At 56.9% G+C, this 17,607-nt stretch carries 15 protein-coding genes; 12 read left to right on the top strand and 3 right to left on the bottom strand.

Annotated features, from left to right (window positions below; all coding sequences use genetic code 11):
• The first annotated feature begins 10 nt into the window (after positions 1 to 10).
• Positions 11 to 286: a YfcL family protein gene (locus ACMYSO_RS07300; protein ID WP_123755278.1), complete on the top strand. Its 276-nt coding sequence runs from the start codon at positions 11 to 13 to the stop codon at positions 284 to 286.
• Positions 287 to 397: 111 nt separating this feature from the next.
• Here the strand turns inward: ACMYSO_RS07300 and mnmC are convergent, their stop codons facing one another.
• On the bottom strand, positions 398 to 2,386 hold the full coding sequence (gene mnmC, locus ACMYSO_RS07295) for a bifunctional tRNA (5-methylaminomethyl-2-thiouridine)(34)-methyltransferase MnmD/FAD-dependent 5-carboxymethylaminomethyl-2-thiouridine(34) oxidoreductase MnmC (RefSeq protein WP_434669966.1): 1,989 nt from the start codon (positions 2,384 to 2,386) through the stop codon (positions 398 to 400).
• Between the two features lie 159 nt (positions 2,387 to 2,545).
• On the opposite strand from mnmC, the gene fabB reads away from it, so the two are divergent.
• Positions 2,546 to 3,763 (top strand): beta-ketoacyl-ACP synthase I, encoded by a 1,218-nt coding sequence (gene fabB / locus ACMYSO_RS07290; protein WP_434669965.1) that lies wholly within the window; start codon positions 2,546 to 2,548, stop codon positions 3,761 to 3,763.
• Between the two features lie 218 nt (positions 3,764 to 3,981).
• Entirely contained in the window at positions 3,982 to 5,157 is a 1,176-nt protein-coding gene (locus ACMYSO_RS07285) for an MFS transporter (protein WP_434669964.1), read from the top strand.
• Positions 5,158 to 5,220: 63 nt separating this feature from the next.
• On the opposite strand, the gene flk is transcribed toward ACMYSO_RS07285, so the two are convergent.
• Complete coding sequence (flk, locus tag ACMYSO_RS07280) at positions 5,221 to 6,195, bottom strand: flagella biosynthesis regulator Flk (RefSeq protein WP_434669963.1); 975 nt, start codon at positions 6,193 to 6,195, stop codon at positions 5,221 to 5,223.
• 109 nt (positions 6,196 to 6,304) lie between these two features.
• Here flk and pdxB point away from each other — a divergent pair, with 109 nt between their 5' ends.
• From pdxB to purF, 9 genes are all read left to right on the top strand, one after another.
• Positions 6,305 to 7,441: a 4-phosphoerythronate dehydrogenase PdxB gene (pdxB, locus tag ACMYSO_RS07275; protein ID WP_434669962.1), complete on the top strand. Its 1,137-nt coding sequence runs from the start codon at positions 6,305 to 6,307 to the stop codon at positions 7,439 to 7,441.
• 62 nt (positions 7,442 to 7,503) lie between these two features.
• Positions 7,504 to 8,517: an aspartate-semialdehyde dehydrogenase gene (locus ACMYSO_RS07270; RefSeq protein WP_434583721.1), complete on the top strand. Its 1,014-nt coding sequence runs from the start codon at positions 7,504 to 7,506 to the stop codon at positions 8,515 to 8,517.
• Positions 8,517 to 9,329, top strand: a complete 813-nt coding sequence (truA, locus tag ACMYSO_RS07265) for a tRNA pseudouridine(38-40) synthase TruA (protein WP_434669961.1) — start codon at positions 8,517 to 8,519, stop codon at positions 9,327 to 9,329. Before ACMYSO_RS07270 ends, truA begins: the two co-directional genes overlap by 1 nt.
• A 99-nt stretch (positions 9,330 to 9,428) precedes the next feature.
• Entirely contained in the window at positions 9,429 to 10,088 is a 660-nt protein-coding gene (locus ACMYSO_RS07260) for a DedA family protein (protein WP_434669959.1), read from the top strand.
• 200 nt (positions 10,089 to 10,288) lie between these two features.
• Positions 10,289 to 11,203: an acetyl-CoA carboxylase, carboxyltransferase subunit beta gene (gene accD / locus ACMYSO_RS07255; RefSeq protein WP_123755269.1), complete on the top strand. Its 915-nt coding sequence runs from the start codon at positions 10,289 to 10,291 to the stop codon at positions 11,201 to 11,203.
• Positions 11,204 to 11,392: 189 nt separating this feature from the next.
• A complete protein-coding gene (folC, locus tag ACMYSO_RS07250; RefSeq protein ID WP_434669957.1) occupies positions 11,393 to 12,661 on the top strand; it encodes a bifunctional tetrahydrofolate synthase/dihydrofolate synthase in 1,269 nt (422 codons plus the stop codon).
• Complete coding sequence (dedD, locus tag ACMYSO_RS07245) at positions 12,651 to 13,349, top strand: cell division protein DedD (RefSeq protein ID WP_123755267.1); 699 nt, start codon at positions 12,651 to 12,653, stop codon at positions 13,347 to 13,349. The genes folC and dedD overlap by 11 nt, the downstream gene beginning before the upstream one ends.
• A 198-nt stretch (positions 13,350 to 13,547) precedes the next feature.
• On the top strand, positions 13,548 to 14,036 hold the full coding sequence (gene cvpA / locus ACMYSO_RS07240) for a colicin V production protein (protein ID WP_004865201.1): 489 nt from the start codon (positions 13,548 to 13,550) through the stop codon (positions 14,034 to 14,036).
• 33 nt (positions 14,037 to 14,069) lie between these two features.
• Positions 14,070 to 15,587: an amidophosphoribosyltransferase gene (purF, locus tag ACMYSO_RS07235; RefSeq protein ID WP_434583728.1), complete on the top strand. Its 1,518-nt coding sequence runs from the start codon at positions 14,070 to 14,072 to the stop codon at positions 15,585 to 15,587.
• Between the two features lie 60 nt (positions 15,588 to 15,647).
• Here purF and ACMYSO_RS07230 read toward each other — a convergent pair whose 3' ends face one another.
• Positions 15,648 to 17,606: a glycoside hydrolase family 127 protein gene (locus ACMYSO_RS07230; RefSeq protein WP_434669955.1), complete on the bottom strand. Its 1,959-nt coding sequence runs from the start codon at positions 17,604 to 17,606 to the stop codon at positions 15,648 to 15,650.
• Position 17,607: the final 1 nt, after the last annotated feature.

The raw sequence follows: 17,607 nt of genomic DNA, 5'->3' as shown, positions 1-17,607 counted from the left end.
AGGAAAGACAATGCTCGCGGAGTTTGAATCACGCATTCTGGCACTGATCGATGAAATGGTAGACCACGCCAGTGATGATGAACTGTTTGCCAGCGGCTATCTGCGCGGCCACCTGACACTGGCGGTTGCCGAGCTGGAAGGAGGAGACGACCACTCTGCGAAAGCGATCAACGATCAGGTCGTTCGCAGCCTGGAGAAAGCGATCGGCGCCGGTGAGCTCTCGCCGCCGGATCAGATCCTGGTTCAGGGGATGTGGGACAGTTTATACCAGCGCGCAACCCATTAATTGCCGCTGAACGCCCGGCTCGATGATCCGGCCGGGCGGTGCGACGCCGGTTATCGCGCCGGCGCCGCGCTACGCAGTCTGATTTACCGTCTGCCAGACGCGCCCTGTGGTTTACTTCACCGCCTTCCCTTTCAGCAGTTTTCTTACCCATAAACGGTTCGGATTCAGCCCCGCCAGGGTGGTCGCATCCAGCGGCAGCGGTTCGCCACTCATCTGTGCCGCCAGAAGTTCCGCTGCTAACGGCGCGGAGCACAGCCCGCGTGAGCCCAGCGCCCCCAGCACGAACAGATTGCGATGCACCGGTGCCGTCGGCGCCTGCTCTTTCTCTTCGGCCAGCGTCGCGTACTGCGTTAAGGTGGCGTCATAATCCGGGACATTCCCCACCATCGGTAAATGGTCGCGGGTGGCGCAACGCACGCCGCAGCGCGCTTCATTGCCGCTGACATCCACTTCTTTTGCCCACGTCGCCTGCGGGAAACAGTCAATCAACCGTTGCCGGTTGTGCTGTTGGTCTTCGGCGCTGAAAGCCGGGGTGCTCTGTCCGCGATGATAGCTGGCGCCGATACAGTGCTGCTGATTATGGGGATTCTGCGGCGTCAGGTAGCCGTCATAGCACAGGACCTGGCGCAGTGCCGCCAGCCCGGGCGTGGTGGGAATATGGCTGACCTGGCCCGCTACCGGATAGGCTGGCAGATGTTCGGTCTGAGAGAAACCAGTGAGCTGATGGCCGTTGGCCAGAACCACCACGCCATGCTGATGCTGGTGGTTGAGCTGCCAGCCGTCATGGTCGGGGCTCAGGGTCGAGACCTTAATACCGTAGTGCGTACGCAATCCGCGGGTGGCGGCCAGGGCAAACAGTTCGGCCGTGAGCTGTTGCGGGTACAGCCAGCCACCGGCGGGATAGGCGATTCCGCCGCAACCGGTGTCCACTCCCGCTTCCTGCGCGACGGTCTGGGCGTTAACCGCCATCGCGATACCTTTCGGCAGCCCGATCGCCAGCATCTGCGCGATTTTCTGTTCACTCTTTTCATCCCAGGCAAGCTGGGTAACGCCGCACCACTGGTGATCAAACATCACCGGGAGCGCGTCATACAGGCGGCGGGCAAAGGTGAACGCCGCCGGGAAGAAGCGCGCCAGAGCCGGATCGTGCTGGGTCAGCAGCGGGTAGAGCGCCCCTTGACGATTGCCCGAGGCGCCTTCGGCCGGAACCGGGTCGGCGCAGTATAAACTGACGTTCCAGCCACGGCGCAGCAGCGCGAGGGCGAGCAGGGCACTGGCGATACCGCCACCGACAATCGCCGCATCGCGCTGCTGGCTGCCGGTACGGGCAAACCAGGGCGTACGTACCGGGACGTTCAGCGTCTGTGTCATCTCGCCGACGAGCATTTCGCGTTTGCGGCCAAAGCCTTTGCATTTGTGCATGGTAAAGCCAGCGTCCTGCAGACCTCGGCGCACAAATCCGGCGGAAGTAAACGTTGCCAGGGTGCCGCCCGGTCTTGCCAGACGGGCCATCGCAGAAAACAGCGTCGGGGTCCACATGTCCGGATTTTTCGCCGGGGCGAAGCCATCGAGGAACCAGGCGTCGACCTGCTGATTCAGCGAATCGTCAAGCTCGCGAGTCAGTTCATTAATATCCCCGAACCACAAATCCAGCGTCACGCGCCCGTCGTCGAGCAATAAGCGGTGGCAGCCCGCGAGCGGCAGCGGCCACTGTTCCTGCAGCTGTTCGGCCCACGGCGCCAGTTCAGGCCAGTGGGCATGCGCGCGTTGCAGATCGGCGGCGGTCAGCGGAAATTTTTCAAAACTGATGAAATGTAATCTTTGCAGGGTAGCGTCGGGGTTGTCGCGGTGAAAAACGTCAAACGCCTGCCACAAGGTCAGGAAATTGAGGCCCGTGCCAAACCCGCTCTCGGCGACGATGAATAGCGGGTGAGGGTGAACCGGAAAGCGCTTGCCAAGGCGGTTGCCGCCGAGAAAAACGAAGCGTGTCTCTTCCAGGCCATTGTCATTGGAAAAGTACACATCATCGAAGTCTCGGGAAACAGGTGTACCCTCAGCATTGAATTCCAGGTTGGCAGGTTGTATGGCGTTTTGTTTCACGTAAGTTACTCGAATCTCAAGGCGTGCAACGATCTTAACGATGTGTGCCGGACGGCGCAAATTTATGCTTAATTTGTCTGATCGGACTTGTTCAGCGTACAAGTGTACGCTATTGTGCGACTCGAAACTTAAAATAGCATGACTTTATAGAGGTATTGAATGAAACGTGCAGTGATTACTGGCCTGGGCATCGTTTCCAGCATCGGTAACAACCAGCAGGAAGTCCTGGAATCTCTGCGTGAAGGACGCTCGGGGATCACTTTCTCTCAAGAATTCAAAGATTCTGGTATGCGTAGCCACGTATGGGGTAACGTCAAACTGGACACCACGGGTCTTATCGATCGCAAAGTGGTCCGTTTCATGAACGATGCCTCTATCTATGCTTATCTCTCCATGCAGCAGGCTGTTGAAGATGCAGGATTGAAAGAAGACGTTTATCAAAACAACCCTCGCGTAGGCCTGATTGCCGGTTCCGGCGGTTCTTCTAAGTCTCAGGTGTTCGGCGCAGACGCCATGCGTAGCCCGCGTGGCCTGAAAGCGGTTGGTCCGTATGTGGTAACCAAAGCGATGGCTTCTGCCGTTTCTGCCTGCCTGGCGACCCCGTTCAAAATTCACGGCGTGAACTACTCCATCAGCTCTGCATGTGCGACTTCTGCACACTGTATCGGCAGCGCGGTTGAGCAGATCCAACTGGGCAAACAGGATATCGTGTTTGCTGGCGGCGGCGAAGAGCTGTGCTGGGAAATGGCCTGTGAATTCGACGCGATGGGCGCTCTGTCCACCAAATATAACGAAACGCCGGACAAAGCTTCCCGTACTTATGATGCACACCGTGACGGTTTCGTTATCGCCGGTGGCGGCGGTATGGTCGTGGTTGAAGAGCTGGAACACGCTCTGGCTCGCGGCGCGCACATCTATGCTGAAGTGGTTGGTTACGGTGCAACCTCCGACGGCGCTGACATGGTTGCCCCGTCTGGTGAAGGCGCGGTGCGCTGCATGAAGCAGGCTATGGCCGGTGTGGATACCCCAATCGACTATCTGAACTCCCACGGCACCTCTACTCCGGTAGGCGACGTGAAAGAACTGGGCGCTATCCGTGAAGTGTTCGGCGACCACAGCCCGGCTATCTCCGCGACCAAAGCGATGACCGGCCACTCTCTGGGTGCCGCTGGCGTGCAGGAAGCTATCTACTCTCTGCTGATGCTGGAACACGGATTTATTGCGCCAAGCATCAACATCGACGAGATGGATGAGCAGGCTGCAGGTCTGAACATCGTCACCAAACCAACCGAGTCTGCGCTGACGACTGTCATGTCCAACAGCTTTGGTTTTGGCGGCACCAACGCCACGCTGGTAATGCGTAAACACAACGCGTAATCCAGCGGCGTAATGCCAACTGATGCGTAAAAGGGAGCCAACCGGCTCCCTTTTTGTCTTCTTGACAGCACCAGGGCTCGGCAGGCAAACTGCTGCGGAACATTAATCTCCCCGATTATGCGTAAGCGTTTAACGTCATCCAACGCACCTAAACCCTGATCATCAGGTGGAGGGGGCGTGGCTATCACCTCGCCTTACTCTGCGAACTGGAGTAAAGCATGTCCGCAGCGACTGTCACAGCAACAACTCAATCAGCGAATGTTTCGCTATTTCGTATTACCTTTTCTGTCTTTCTGACCTATATGACCGTGGGATTACCGCTGCCGGTGATCCCGCTTTTTGTGCACCATGATTTGGGCTTCGGCAACACGATGGTGGGGATTGCCGTGGGGATCCAGTTTCTGGCGACGGTGCTGACCCGCGGTTACGCCGGGCGCCTCGCTGACCAACATGGTGCCAAACGTTCGGTACTTCAGGGGATGCTGGCCTGTGCCCTGGCCGGTGCAGCATGGCTGCTGGCCGTGCTACTGCCGGTTTCGGTGTGGGCAAAGTTTGCCTTGCTGATTCTGGGGCGCCTGATCCTCGGCTTTGGCGAAAGCCAGTTGCTGACCGGTAACCTTAGCTGGGGAATGGGGCTGGTGGGCCCGACGCGTTCAGGAAAAGTGATGTCCTGGAACGGTATGGCAATGTACGGTGCCCTGGCCGTTGGCGCGCCGCTGGGCTTACTGATCTACTCGCATTTTGGCGTAGCCGTGCTGGCTTGCGTCACCATGGCGTTGCCGCTGCTGGCGCTGGCAATCAATGGCACAGTGCGTAAGGTGCCAGCACATGGCGGTGAACGCCCGTCGTTATGGAGCGTGGTCGGTATGATCTGGCGTCCGGGCATTGGGCTTGGGCTTCAGGGCGTCGGGTTTGCGGTGATTGGCACCTTTGTCTCGCTTTATTTTGCCAGCCGCGGCTGGGCGATGGCGGGCTTCACGCTGACCGCATTTGGCGGTGCTTTCGTGTTGATGCGTATTCTGTTTGGCTGGATGCCGGACCGCTTTGGCGGGGTGAAGGTGGCGATGGTCTCACTGCTCATTGAAGCCATCGGTCTGATTCTGCTGTGGCAGGCTCCCGTTGCCTGGGTGGCGCTGGCGGGCGCGGCGCTGACAGGGTGCGGCTGTTCGCTGATCTTCCCGTCATTAGGCGTTGAAGTGGTGAAACGTGTCCCGGCGCAGGTACGTGGCACCGCGTTAGGCGGCTATGCAGCATTCCAGGATATCTCGTACGGCATCACCGGTCCGCTGGCCGGCTTGCTCGCCACCTCGCTGGGCTATTCCTCGGTGTTTATGGCCGGCGCGGCCTGTGCGCTGTTGGGCATTCTGGTGACGCTGTTCTCTTTACGTAAATAGTCGCATAGAACACGCCATGACCCGGCCTGCAACAGAGGCCGGGGATTTCGCCATACCGCTGTTTTACATCAACAACCAGATCAGCCCAAGCACCACCAGCACTGCCAGCAGAATCATCCACGGCTTTTTCAGGCGCTCCATAAGTGAAGTAGGTTCCGGCGGCAGCGGGGGAATGGCCAGCGTCTCTTGCGCTCTGGCGACGCGTAAGACAAATATTTTGTTCAGCAGCGCCAGTACCTGGGTCGAACTCAAGGTCGTTTGTGGCGTGACGTGCCAGCTGTGCTGGGCAAAATCGACGATCGTCTGCCACTCCTGAGCCTCCAGCGGCTGTTTCAGCGCCGCTTGTAGCATAGTGAGCGTCGGTGCTGCCTGGGTGCTGAGCGTTTGCCGGGCATGCAGCCAGTAGGAGAGGGGCGTGAAGTGGGTCGCCGGGATCAGTTCGCCGGTTTTCACTCCGCACAGTTCCAGCATCGACTGCCAGATAAGCTTGCCCGGTTCGCCGGTGGCCGCTGCAAGCCGACTGACCTGCTGGTTAAGGGTATTGTGCTCGGCGGGCAGAAGGGGACGCAGGGTTGGCGGGCGCTGCTGCGGTTGTGGGATTGACAGCTGGCCGCTTTTCAGCAGCTGCAGCACTTCTTGCAGGTGCTCTTCGGTGAGCGCATGCAGCGTGGTTTGCCCGTAATGCTGGCGAATATAATCGCTGACCGCCTGGCGGTTGTTTCCCCGGTTCAGCAGCTCGCTCAATTGCGCGAGGGTCTGGCGATGATGAAGATTTTGCTGCGCCACAGTAAGACGCTGATTCAGGTTATTTTCAGCGGCACTGAAATGGCACGACAGCAGGGATGCATCGCCTTTGAGGCCCAAATCGTGCCTGACTCCTGCCCACACTTCCGCATTCTGCTGCGAAGTTAACGCCACCAGACGGGTAATCAGCCGCTCAAGAACGGTTCGTTGCTGTGTGGTCAGTGCTGGCTCTCCGGTGACGGAAGCACCACTCCCCGGAGGGCGGTCGGAGATACCTGAAACGGGTTGTGTCATGATTAATCCTTTCCGTATTGCTGTACAGAGGCCCGGTGATGATGTTCCTGGCGGCGAGATTATGGCACACTTCCCCGGTTTACTCTTGTTCTCAGACAGGTACAAAACCGTGAAAATCCTCGTTGATGAAAATATGCCCTATGCCCGCGAGCTTTTTAGCCGATTAGGCGAGGTCAAGGCGGTCCCCGGCCGTCCTGTGCCGGTTGAGGCCCTTACAGGCGCCGATGCGCTGATGGTTCGCTCCGTCACTAAAGTTAATGAAGCGCTGCTCTCCGGCAAAGGGATTACGTTCGTTGGCACCGCGACGGCTGGCACCGATCATGTCGATCAGGCGTGGCTGCAGCAGGCCGGGATCGGGTTTTCGGCCGCCCCTGGCTGTAACGCCATTGCGGTGGTTGAATATGTCTTCTCATCCTTGCTGATGCTGGCCGAGCGCGATGGTTTTGCGCTGACCGATCGTACCGTCGGGATTGTCGGGGTCGGCAACGTCGGCGGGCGTCTGCAAAAACGGCTGGAAGCGCTGGGGATTAAAACGCTGCTGTGCGATCCGCCGCGCGCCGATCGTGGCGATGAAGGTGATTTCCGCACGCTGGATGAACTGGTTCAGGAAGCGGATGTTCTGACCTTCCACACGCCGCTGTTTAAAGACGGGCCATACAAATCCCTGCACCTCGCGGACGAGACGTTAATTCGCCGTCTGAAACCGGGAAGCGTGTTGATCAACGCCTGTCGCGGTCCGGTGGTGGATAACCACGCGCTGCTGGCCTGTCTGCAGTCCGGTCAGTCGTTAAGCGTGGTGCTGGACGTCTGGGAACCTGAACCTGATCTGAACCTTGAACTGCTGAGCCGCGTTGATATCGGAACTCCACATATCGCCGGCTACACCCTGGAAGGGAAAGCGCGCGGGACGACGCAGGTCTTTGAAGCTTACAGCGCCTTTATTGGTCATCCGCAGCAGGTGGCGTTAGATACCTTGCTACCGGCGCCAGAATTTGGCCGCATTACCCTGCATGGCCCGCTCGATCAGCCAACGCTAAAAAGGCTGGTACATTTGGTGTATGATGTGCGCCGCGATGATGCGCCGTTGCGAAAAGTCGCCGGCGTGCCGGGTGAATTTGACAAGCTACGCAAGAATTATCAGGAGCGTCGTGAATGGTCATCCCTGTACGTACAGTGCAGCGATGTGCAGGCGGCAACGCTGTTGCGTCAGCTCGGTTTTAATGCCGTACATCACCCCATTCGTTAATATCTTCTTAATGACTCTGTTGGATACTCCGACAGGGTCGCTTTTCTCTGGAGTAAACCACCATGTCTGAAGGCTGGAATATTGCCGTACTGGGCGCAACGGGCGCCGTCGGCGAAGCCCTGCTTGAAACCCTTGCTGAACGTCAGTTCCCGGTGGGTGACATTTATGCGCTGGCGCGCAATGAGAGCGCAGGCGAACATCTGCGTTTTAGCGGCAAGTCGGTTGTGGTACAGGATGCTGCCGCATTTGACTGGACTCAGGCCCAGTTGGCCTTTTTTGCCGCCGGTGTCGAAGCAAGTGCTACCTATGTAGAAGAGGCCACCAACGCCGGTTGCCTGGTTATCGATCTCAGCGGCCTGTTTGCGCTGGAGCCGGATGTTCCGCTGGTCGTGCCGGAAGTGAATCCGTTTGTCCTGGCCGACTATCGCAATCGTAATGTGATAGCTGTCCCTAATAGCCTGACCAGCCAGCTGCTGGCGGCACTGAAACCGCTGATCGATGAAGGTGGCCTGTCGCGTATCGGGGTCACCAGCCTGATCTCTGCTTCCGCCCACGGTAAAAAAGCCGTAGATGCGCTGGCAGGGCAGAGCGCGAAACTGCTGAACGGTATCCCGATCGATGAGGACGATTTCTTTGGTCGTCAGTTGGCGTTTAACATGCTGCCGCTGCTGCCGGATCGTGAAGGCAGCGTGCGCGAAGAGCGCCGTATCGTTGATGAAGTCCGCAAAATCCTCCAGGATGAAGGGTTGATGATTTCGGCAAACGTTGTGCAGTCACCGGTCTTTTACGGTCATGCGCAAATGGTCAGCTTCGAAGCGCTGCGTCCGCTGGCGGCGGAAGAAGCACGCGATGCCTTTGCCCGTGGTGAAGATATTGAACTTTCAGAAGAACGTGAGTTCCCGACTCAGGTCGGTGATGCATCCGGTTCTGCGCACCTGTCAGTCGCCTGCGTCCGCAACGATTACGGTATGCCTGAGCAGATTCAGTTCTGGTCTGTTGCCGATAACGTGCGTTTTGGCGGCGCGCTGATGGCGGTGAAAATTGCCGAGAAACTGGTGCAGGAGTATTTGTACTGATGTCTGAGCTGGAGCAGCTGCCGGTGTATAAAATCGCACTGGGTATTGAGTACGACGGCAGTAAGTATTACGGCTGGCAGCGGCAAAACGAAGTTCGCAGCGTGCAGGAAAAGCTGGAAAAGGCGCTCTCGCAGGTCGCTAATGAGCCGATTAGCGTGTTCTGTGCCGGGCGTACCGATGCAGGTGTTCATGGTACCGGTCAGGTGGTCCATTTCGAGACCCATGCGCTGCGTAAAGATGCCGCATGGACGCTCGGCGTAAATGCGAATTTACCTGGTGACATTGCGGTGCGTTGGGTTAAGCATGTTCCGGACGATTTTCATGCCCGGTTCAGCGCCACCGCCCGGCGCTACCGTTACGTCATCTATAATCACCGTCTGCGTCCGGCGGTGTTAAGCCAGGGTGTCACGCATTGTCACCAGGCGCTGGACGCTGAGCGGATGCAACGTGCCGCTCAGTGTCTGCTGGGTGAAAATGATTTCACGTCATTTCGCGCGGTGCAGTGCCAGTCGCGCACGCCGTGGCGGAATATTATGCATATTAGCGTCACCCGTTACGGCGCGTATGTGGTCGTGGATATTAAAGCTAATGCCTTTGTACATCATATGGTAAGGAACATTGTCGGCAGCTTGATGGAAGTGGGCGCCGGTAACCAGCCAGAGAGCTGGATTGCAGAACTTCTGGCGGCGAAAGACAGGAAGCTTGCCGCTGCAACGGCAAAAGCCGAAGGGTTGTATCTGGTGTCGGTAGATTATCCGGCCCGTTTCGACCTGCCGGTGATGCCGATGGGCCCGCTGTTTCTGGCGGACTAACGTATACGCTTTATCCTTCAGACTGCCTGGTAACGCACGGCGTGTTATCGGGCAGTATCCTGAGCGATTAAATGTCGTGCCATTAAGGATTTATACGATATGGACCTGATTCGTTTTTTAATTGATTTCATCCTGCATATTGATGTTCATCTGGCTGAGCTGGTTGCCGATTACGGCGTCTGGGTTTACGCCATTCTGTTTTTAATTCTGTTTTGCGAAACGGGTCTGGTGGTGACACCATTCCTGCCGGGAGATTCGCTGCTGTTTGTGGCGGGGGCGCTGTCAGCGTTGCCGACCAACGATCTGAATGTGCATCTGATGGTGGTATTGATGGTGATCGCGGCAATTGTCGGCGATGCGCTGAACTACACCATTGGCCGGTTGTTTGGTGAAAAGCTCTTTAGTAACCCTAACTCCAAAATTTTCCGTCGCAGCTACCTGGATAAAACCCATTCGTTCTACGAACGCCATGGCGGCAAAACGATTATCCTCGCGCGCTTTGTGCCGATTGTCAGAACTTTCGCGCCGTTTGTGGCGGGAATGGGCCATATGTCCTATCGTCATTTTGCCGCGTATAACGTGGCCGGCGCGCTGCTGTGGGTTCTGCTGTTTACCTATGCCGGCTATCTGTTTGGTGATTTGCCGATCGTACAGGAAAACTTGAAGCTGCTGATCGTCGCGATTATTGTGCTGTCGGTGCTGCCTGGGGTGATTGAAATCATTCGCCACAAGCGCGCCGCGGCGAAGCAGGCTAAATAGTCCAGACCGCGTGTTCCTCTTCGGGTGCAGCATCACGGCCCGAAGAGGGAAGTGTGAGCGGTACGACCACTTTTTTATCCCATGTGACGGGATGTTATGATTTAATGTGCAACATTCATGGTCTGTAAGGGTCAAAAATGGCATTATGCGCCCCTTAAGACAAAACTGGCATCGACCAGGTTCAGGCAGAAAGGTTATCAATGAGCTGGATTGAACGAATTAAAAGCAACATCACTCCCACCCGTAAGGCGAGTATTCCTGAAGGTGTATGGACCAAGTGCGACAGCTGCGGACAGGTATTGTACCGCGCAGAGCTGGAGCGCAACCTGGAGGTTTGCCCTAAGTGCGATCACCACATGCGTATGTCGGCGCGTAATCGCCTGCATAGCCTGTTGGACGAAGGTTCCCTGGTGGAGCTGGGAAGCGAGCTCGAGCCGAAAGATGTGCTGAAGTTCCGCGATTCGAAGAAGTACAAAGACCGTCTGGCGTCCGCGCAGAAAGAGACCGGCGAAAAAGATGCGCTGGTGGTCATGAAGGGTACCCTGCATGAGATGCCGGTTGTCGCCGCGGCCTTCGAGTTCTCCTTTATGGGTGGCTCAATGGGTTCCGTCGTCGGCGCGCGTTTCGTCCGTGCCGTTGAACAGGCGCTGGAAGATAATTGCCCACTGATTTGCTTCTCCGCTTCCGGCGGTGCGCGTATGCAGGAAGCGCTGATGTCGCTGATGCAGATGGCGAAAACGTCGGCTGCGTTGGCTAAAATGCAGGAGCGTGGCTTGCCGTATATCTCGGTACTGACTGACCCGACCATGGGCGGTGTATCCGCGAGCTTTGCGATGCTGGGCGATCTCAACATCGCCGAACCGAAAGCGCTGATTGGCTTTGCCGGTCCTCGCGTTATCGAACAGACCGTTCGTGAAAAACTGCCGCCGGGATTCCAGCGCAGTGAATTCCTGATTGAGAAAGGGGCGATCGATATGATCGTTCGTCGCCCGGAGATGCGCCTGAAGCTGGCCAGTATCCTGGCGAAGTTAATGAATCTTCCGGCACCCAGCCCGGATGTCTCTCATGAAGGCGAGGTGGTGCAGCCAGCACCGGATCAGGAACCAGAGGCCTGATAATTCAGAGGGCAGGCCTGACGGCGCTGCCCTTTTTTAATTATATGCGCCATCGTTCAAACTGCGGCGCGGCGGAAGGGTTACCATCCCATTGGGACCTGGGCCTGTAGACAGCGCGGATAACGAGCGCAGCCGGCAAGAGGCAGTTTGAAGGATGAAGCGTATTTACCGTTAACTCTTGCGGACATCATGGAAAAACAACCTACTCCTCAGGCCACGTCGCCCCTGGCTACGTGGCTTTCCTATCTGGAACACCTGCACAGTAAAACCATCGATCTGGGGCTGACGCGCGTTCGCGATGTTGCCGGACGGATGGCGGTATTAAAACCGGCGCCGTTTGTCTTTACGGTGGCTGGCACCAACGGTAAGGGAACCACCTGCCGTACGCTGGAGTCCGTGCTGATGGCGGCGGGCTACAAGGTTGGCGTGTACAGTTCGCCGCATCTGGTGCGCTATACCGAGCGTGTACGTATCCAGGGCGCGGAATTGCCGGAAGGTGCGCATACCGCTTCCTTTGCCGAGATTGAAGCGATCCGCGGCGATATTTCGCTGAGCTATTTTGAGTTTGGTACGTTGTCAGCGCTGTGGTTGTTCCAGCAGGCGCAGCTCGACGTGGTGATCCTCGAGGTTGGCCTGGGTGGCCGGCTCGATGCCACCAATATCGTTGACGCTGATGTTTCCGTGGTGACCAGCATTGCGCTGGACCATACCGACTGGCTGGGGCCGGATCGTGAAAGTATTGGTCGTGAGAAGGCCGGTATTTTCCGTGCCGGTAAACCTGCGATCGTCGGTGAGCCGGATATGCCTCATACGATTGCTGAGGTAGCCGCTGAGAAAGGTGCAATGCTACTGCAGCGTGATGTGGACTGGTGCTACACCGTCGAAGCCGAATCCTGGTCCTTCTCTGACGCTCAGGGAACGTTAGCGGGGCTGCCGCTGCCGCTGGTGCCCATGCCGAATGCCGCTACGGCGCTGGCAGCACTGCGCGCCAGTCAGCTGGTCATCAGCGAGCAGGCGATTCGCGAGGGCATTGAACGGGCGATGTTGCCCGGCCGTTTTCAGATAATCAGCGAATCGCCGCGTGTTATTCTCGATGTGGCCCATAATCCTCATGCGGCGGCTTATCTCGCCGGGCGTCTCAAAAGCCTGTCGAAAACGGGGCGCGTACTGGCGGTTATTGGTATGCTGCATGATAAAGATATCGCCGGTACGCTGGCAAACCTGAAGGCAGAAGTCGACTGCTGGTACTGCGCTCCGCTGGAAGGGCCGCGCGGCGCCACGGCGCAACAGCTGCTGGAACATTTAGCTGAAGGGAATGCTTACGCTGATGTCGCTCAGGCATGGCATACGGCCATGGCTGATGCAAGGTCTGAAGATACCGTACTGGTGTGCGGGTCATTCCACACGGTGGCGCATGTAATGGAAGAAATAGACGCGGGGAGAATCGGTGGCGAGTAAGTTTCAGAACCGTTTAGTCGGGACAATTGTACTGGTGGCGCTGGGGGTGATTATTCTCCCAGGGCTGCTCGATGGCCAGAAAAAGCATTATCAGGATGAGTTCGCGGCGATTCCTCTGGTGCCGAAACCAGGCGACCGCGATGAGCCGGACATGCTGCCGGCCGCGACGCAGGCCTTGCCGGCGCAACCGCCTGAAGGGGCGGCGGAAGAGGTCCGTGCGGGTGATGCCGCGGCACCGTCGTTAGATCCATCGCGGATCCCGGTCAACAGCAACAGCTTCGATGATGTGCAGGAGCCGGTCGTGGCGCCGCAGCCTAAACCGCAGCCACAGCCTAAGCCGCAACCTGTGCAGCCGAAGCCGGTTGAGAAACCGCAGCCGCAGCAACAGCAGCAGGTGGCCGTACAGACGCCGCCAGCGAAACCGGCAGAGATCCCGGCACCGACAGGCAAAGCCTACGTGGTGCAGCTTGGGGCGTTGAAGAACGCCGATAAGGTCAACGAGATCGTCGGTAAACTGCGCTCCTCCGGATTCAAAGTCTACACGTCGCCTTCAACCCCGGTTCAGGGTAAAATTACCCGAATTCTGGTGGGTCCAGATGCCTCGAAAGATAAGCTGAAAGGCCAGCTTGGCGACCTGAAACAGCTCTCCGGACTGAGCGGTGTGGTGATGGGATACAGCCCTAACTAATCGTGCCGCTCCCGGTAATGGGGAGCGGCAACGTGCCTGTCTGATGTGCTTTCAGAAGGCTAAAGACAGCATGGCGTTGAATGTTTTTTCAGCGCCATTTTTATTTCTGTAGGGCACGGAAATCCCTACGCAAACGTTTTCTTTTTCTGTTAGAATGCGCCCCGAACTGGACGACAGGGCGTAAATCGTGGGATGTTTATGGTCTGGATTGATTACGTCATTATTGCGGTGATTGGTTTTTCCTGTCTGGTAAGCCTGATCCGCGGCTTTGTTCGTGAAGCGTTATCGTTGGTGACATGGGGATGTGCTTTCTTTGTTGCCAGCCATTACTACACTTACCTGGCTGTCTGGTTCACGGGTTTTGAAGACGAAATGGTCCGCAATGGGATTGCTATCGCGATACTGTTTATCGCAACGCTGATCGTCGGCGCCATTGTTAACTATGTCATTGGCGCACTGGTAGAGAAGACCGGCCTGTCGGGTACCGACAGGGTGTTAGGGATCTGTTTTGGCGCCCTGCGTGGCGTGCTGATAGTCTCTGCGATACTGTTCTTTCTCGATAGTTTTACCGGTATGGCGAAAAGCGAAGACTGGCAAAAGTCAGAGCTTATCCCGCAGTTCAGTTTCGTTATCAGATGGTTTTTTGACTATCTGCAAAGCTCGTCAAGTTTCTTGCCCAAAGCATAAGCGTTGGGATGTGGCTGAACGAGGAAAAGACGTATGTGCGGTATTGTCGGTATCGCCGGTGTTATGCCGGTAAACCAGTCGATTTATGACGCGTTAACGGTGCTTCAGCATCGTGGCCAGGATGCCGCAGGCATCATCACGATTGATGCAAATAACTGTTTCCGTTTGCGTAAAGCAAACGGTATGGTGAGCGATATTTTTGAAGCTCGCCATATGCAGCGTATGCAGGGCAATATGGGGATTGGCCATGTTCGCTATCCGACGGCTGGCAGCTCAAGTGCCTCCGAGGCGCAGCCTTTCTACGTCAACTCGCCGTATGGCATCACGTTGGCGCACAACGGCAACCTGACCAACGCGCACGAGCTGCGTAAAAAGCTGTTTGAAGAAAAACGCCGCCACATCAACACCACCTCCGATTCTGAAATCCTGCTCAACATCTTTGCCAGCGAGCTGGATAATTTCCGTCATTATCCACTGGAAGCGGATAACATTTTTGCAGCGATCGCCGCGACCAACCGGCAGATTCGTGGCGCTTACGCCTGCGTGGCGATGATTATCGGTCATGGTATGGTCGCGTTCCGCGATCCGAACGGTATCCGTCCTCTGGTGCTGGGTAAACGTGATGTGGGTGACGGTCGTACCGAGTATATGGTGGCGTCCGAGAGCGTGGCATTGGATACCCTGGGCTTCGAGTTCCTGCGTGACGTTGCGCCGGGTGAAGCGGTTTATATTACCGAAAAAGGCCAGCTGTTTACCCGTCAGTGTGCGGAAAACCCGGTCAGCAACCCATGCCTGTTCGAATACGTTTACTTTGCGCGTCCGGACTCCTTTATCGATAAAATTTCCGTCTACAGCGCCCGCGTTAACATGGGTACCAAGCTGGGCGAGAAAATCGCGCGCGAATGGGAAGACCTGGATATCGATGTGGTCATTCCAATTCCGGAAACCTCTTGCGATATTGCGCTGGAAATTGCCCGTATCCTCGACAAACCTTATCGTCAGGGGTTCGTGAAAAACCGCTACGTTGGCCGCACGTTCATCATGCCGGGACAGCAGCTGCGTCGCAAATCAGTGCGCCGTAAGCTCAATGCCAACCGTGCTGAGTTCCGTGATAAAAATGTGCTGTTGGTGGATGACTCCATCGTACGTGGTACCACCTCTGAGCAGATTATCGAGATGGCACGCGAAGCTGGTGCGAAGAAGGTCTATCTGGCCTCCGCCGCGCCTGAGATTCGTTTCCCGAACGTCTACGGTATTGATATGCCGACGGCCACCGAGCTGATTGCCCACGGTCGCGAAGTAGACGAGATCCGCCAGATCATCGGTGCCGATGGCCTGATTTTCCAGGATCTGAACGATCTGATTGACGCTGTTCGCGCAGAAAACCCGGATATTCAGCAGTTTGAATGCTCGGTGTTCAACGGTGTGTACGTCACCAAAGACGTCGACCAGAGCTATCTGGATTACCTCGATTCCCTGCGTAATGACGACGCTAAAGCGGTACAGCGTCAGAATGAAGTCGAGAACTTAGAGATGCATAACGAAGGGTAATCTGTCCCTTTGTTGCGAAAAACCCGCCGTCTGCTGACCGCGGGTTTTTTTGTTGTTGCGTTACGCCTCGTCCAGCCAAATGCGCATTTCACCTTCGCCCCGGTTGGCCCAGCTGAACCACGGAATAAAGGTCAGCGTCTGCTTCTGCATCTGGGTTTGCGGATGGTCAAAGCTATAGAGCGGTTGGTCATCTGCCGGCGTCGGTCGACGCAGGCCTTCGGCTACCAGCAACACTTTCCCCGCGAGCACGCCGCTGCCGGCGATTTCGCTGAAGCGGCTGTTCGCCGGCAGCGAGAGGTTGTGCAGTTCGGTACCGTTATCCGCCTCTTCAAGACAGTAAACCAGCGGCCCGCGCTGAATAGCGACTTTACCGGCGTTGTGACGCACCAGCGGGTTGGCATAGACCCGGCGTAGGGTCATCGGTAGATGCAACGTAATGACGTCTCCCTGTTGCCATTGGCGAGTGATATGCAGATAGCCCTTCAGCAGTGTGCCCTGTGCTGATTCGCCGTTGACCAACACCTGCGGCGCTTCACACCATTCAGGCAGACGCAGCGCCAGCGTATGGTTGACGGCCTGCGCATGGCTGAAGGCAATCGTCACTTCTTCGTCCCACGGATAATTGCCGCTGATGTTCAGCGCCAGCGTCTGCTCATTGATGGTGAAGCTGGCTTCGCTGCCGGCGTAGAAATTGATAAACAACGCATCCTGGCGCGGCGTAAACAGATAGTGACCGATGGCCACCAGCGTGCGGGCGATGTTTGGCGGACAGCAGGCGCAACCGAACCAGCGCTGCCTGACCGGTTTAATATGATCGTAAATATGGTTATGTGGGATGCTTTTTGGATGAGTTTCCAACGGATTGACGTAAAAAAAGTGCTTCCCGTCCAGCGCCATCCCACCAAGTACGGTGTTGTAGAAAGCCCGTTCCATAACGTCGGCGTAGTGCGCATCGCCTTCCATTTCCAGCATCCGACGGGCGAACATCATCAGGCCAATCGAGGCGCAGCTTTCGCCGTAAGCGGTGTCGTTCGGCAGATCGTAATCGCTGGTGAAGGCCTCGCCAATGCCCTGAGAGCCGATGCCGCCGGTAATGTACATACGCCGCTGGACCATGTTGTTCCAGATGCGCAGGCAGGTCTGGCGCTTCTCTTCGTCGCGGGTCATCCGCGCGATATGGGCCAGCCCGGTCATCAGATAGACTGAACGCACGGCGTGACCCACCGCCTGGTCTTGTTCATTCAGCGGCTTGTGCGCATGGGTATAGGCTTTATCTTTCACCATCCAGGCATCACCCCAGTTATCCCAGTGCCAGGTACCGCCGCGTTGTTCAAACTCAATATCGTAGTAGTAGGGCTGCTGGCCGCGCTCCTCGAGGAAAAAGCGGGCTAACTCCTGATAACGTGGCTCCTGAGTCACTTCATACAGGCGCATAAGCGCCAGTTCAATTTCAGGGTGTCCGGGGTAGCCACGTAGCTGGCCTGCATTGGGGCCAAAAACGTCGTTAATATGGTCAGCAAAACGGCAGGATATCTCAAGCAGACGACGCTTGCCGGTGGCATTGTAAAAAGCCACCGCGGCCTCAAACAGATGCCCGGCGCAGTACAGCTCATGGCACTCGGCCAGATTGGTCCAGCGCAGGCCCGGCTCTTTCACGGAATACCAGGTATTCAGATAGCCATCTTCAGCCTGGGCCTTCGCCAGCAGCTCAATCACTTCATCGGCGGTGTGTTCCAGGGTGGCGTCAGGCTTTTGGCTTAACGACCAGGCGACCGCTTCCAGCCACTTGGTAACATCGCTGTCCTGAAAAACCATGCCGTAAAATTCACCCTTTTCCAGTCCGGCCGCGATGCGATAGTTCGCCAGCGCGTGGCTCGGTTCGGCATCAGGAATATTGTCGTTCAGCGCCTCCCACTGATAGGGGATGACCACATCGCGGATCAGACGCTGGTACTCCCCGAGGAACGGGTCGGTCACGGTAATTCGGTTCAGGTCGGCTTCAATAACATCAGACTGCATT

This window comes from Klebsiella sp. B345 (assembly GCF_051131735.1).
GTDB lineage: Bacteria > Pseudomonadota > Gammaproteobacteria > Enterobacterales > Enterobacteriaceae > Klebsiella.
The sequence above is the reverse complement of the archived record's forward strand: the minus strand, read 5'-3'. Positions and strand labels throughout refer to the sequence as shown.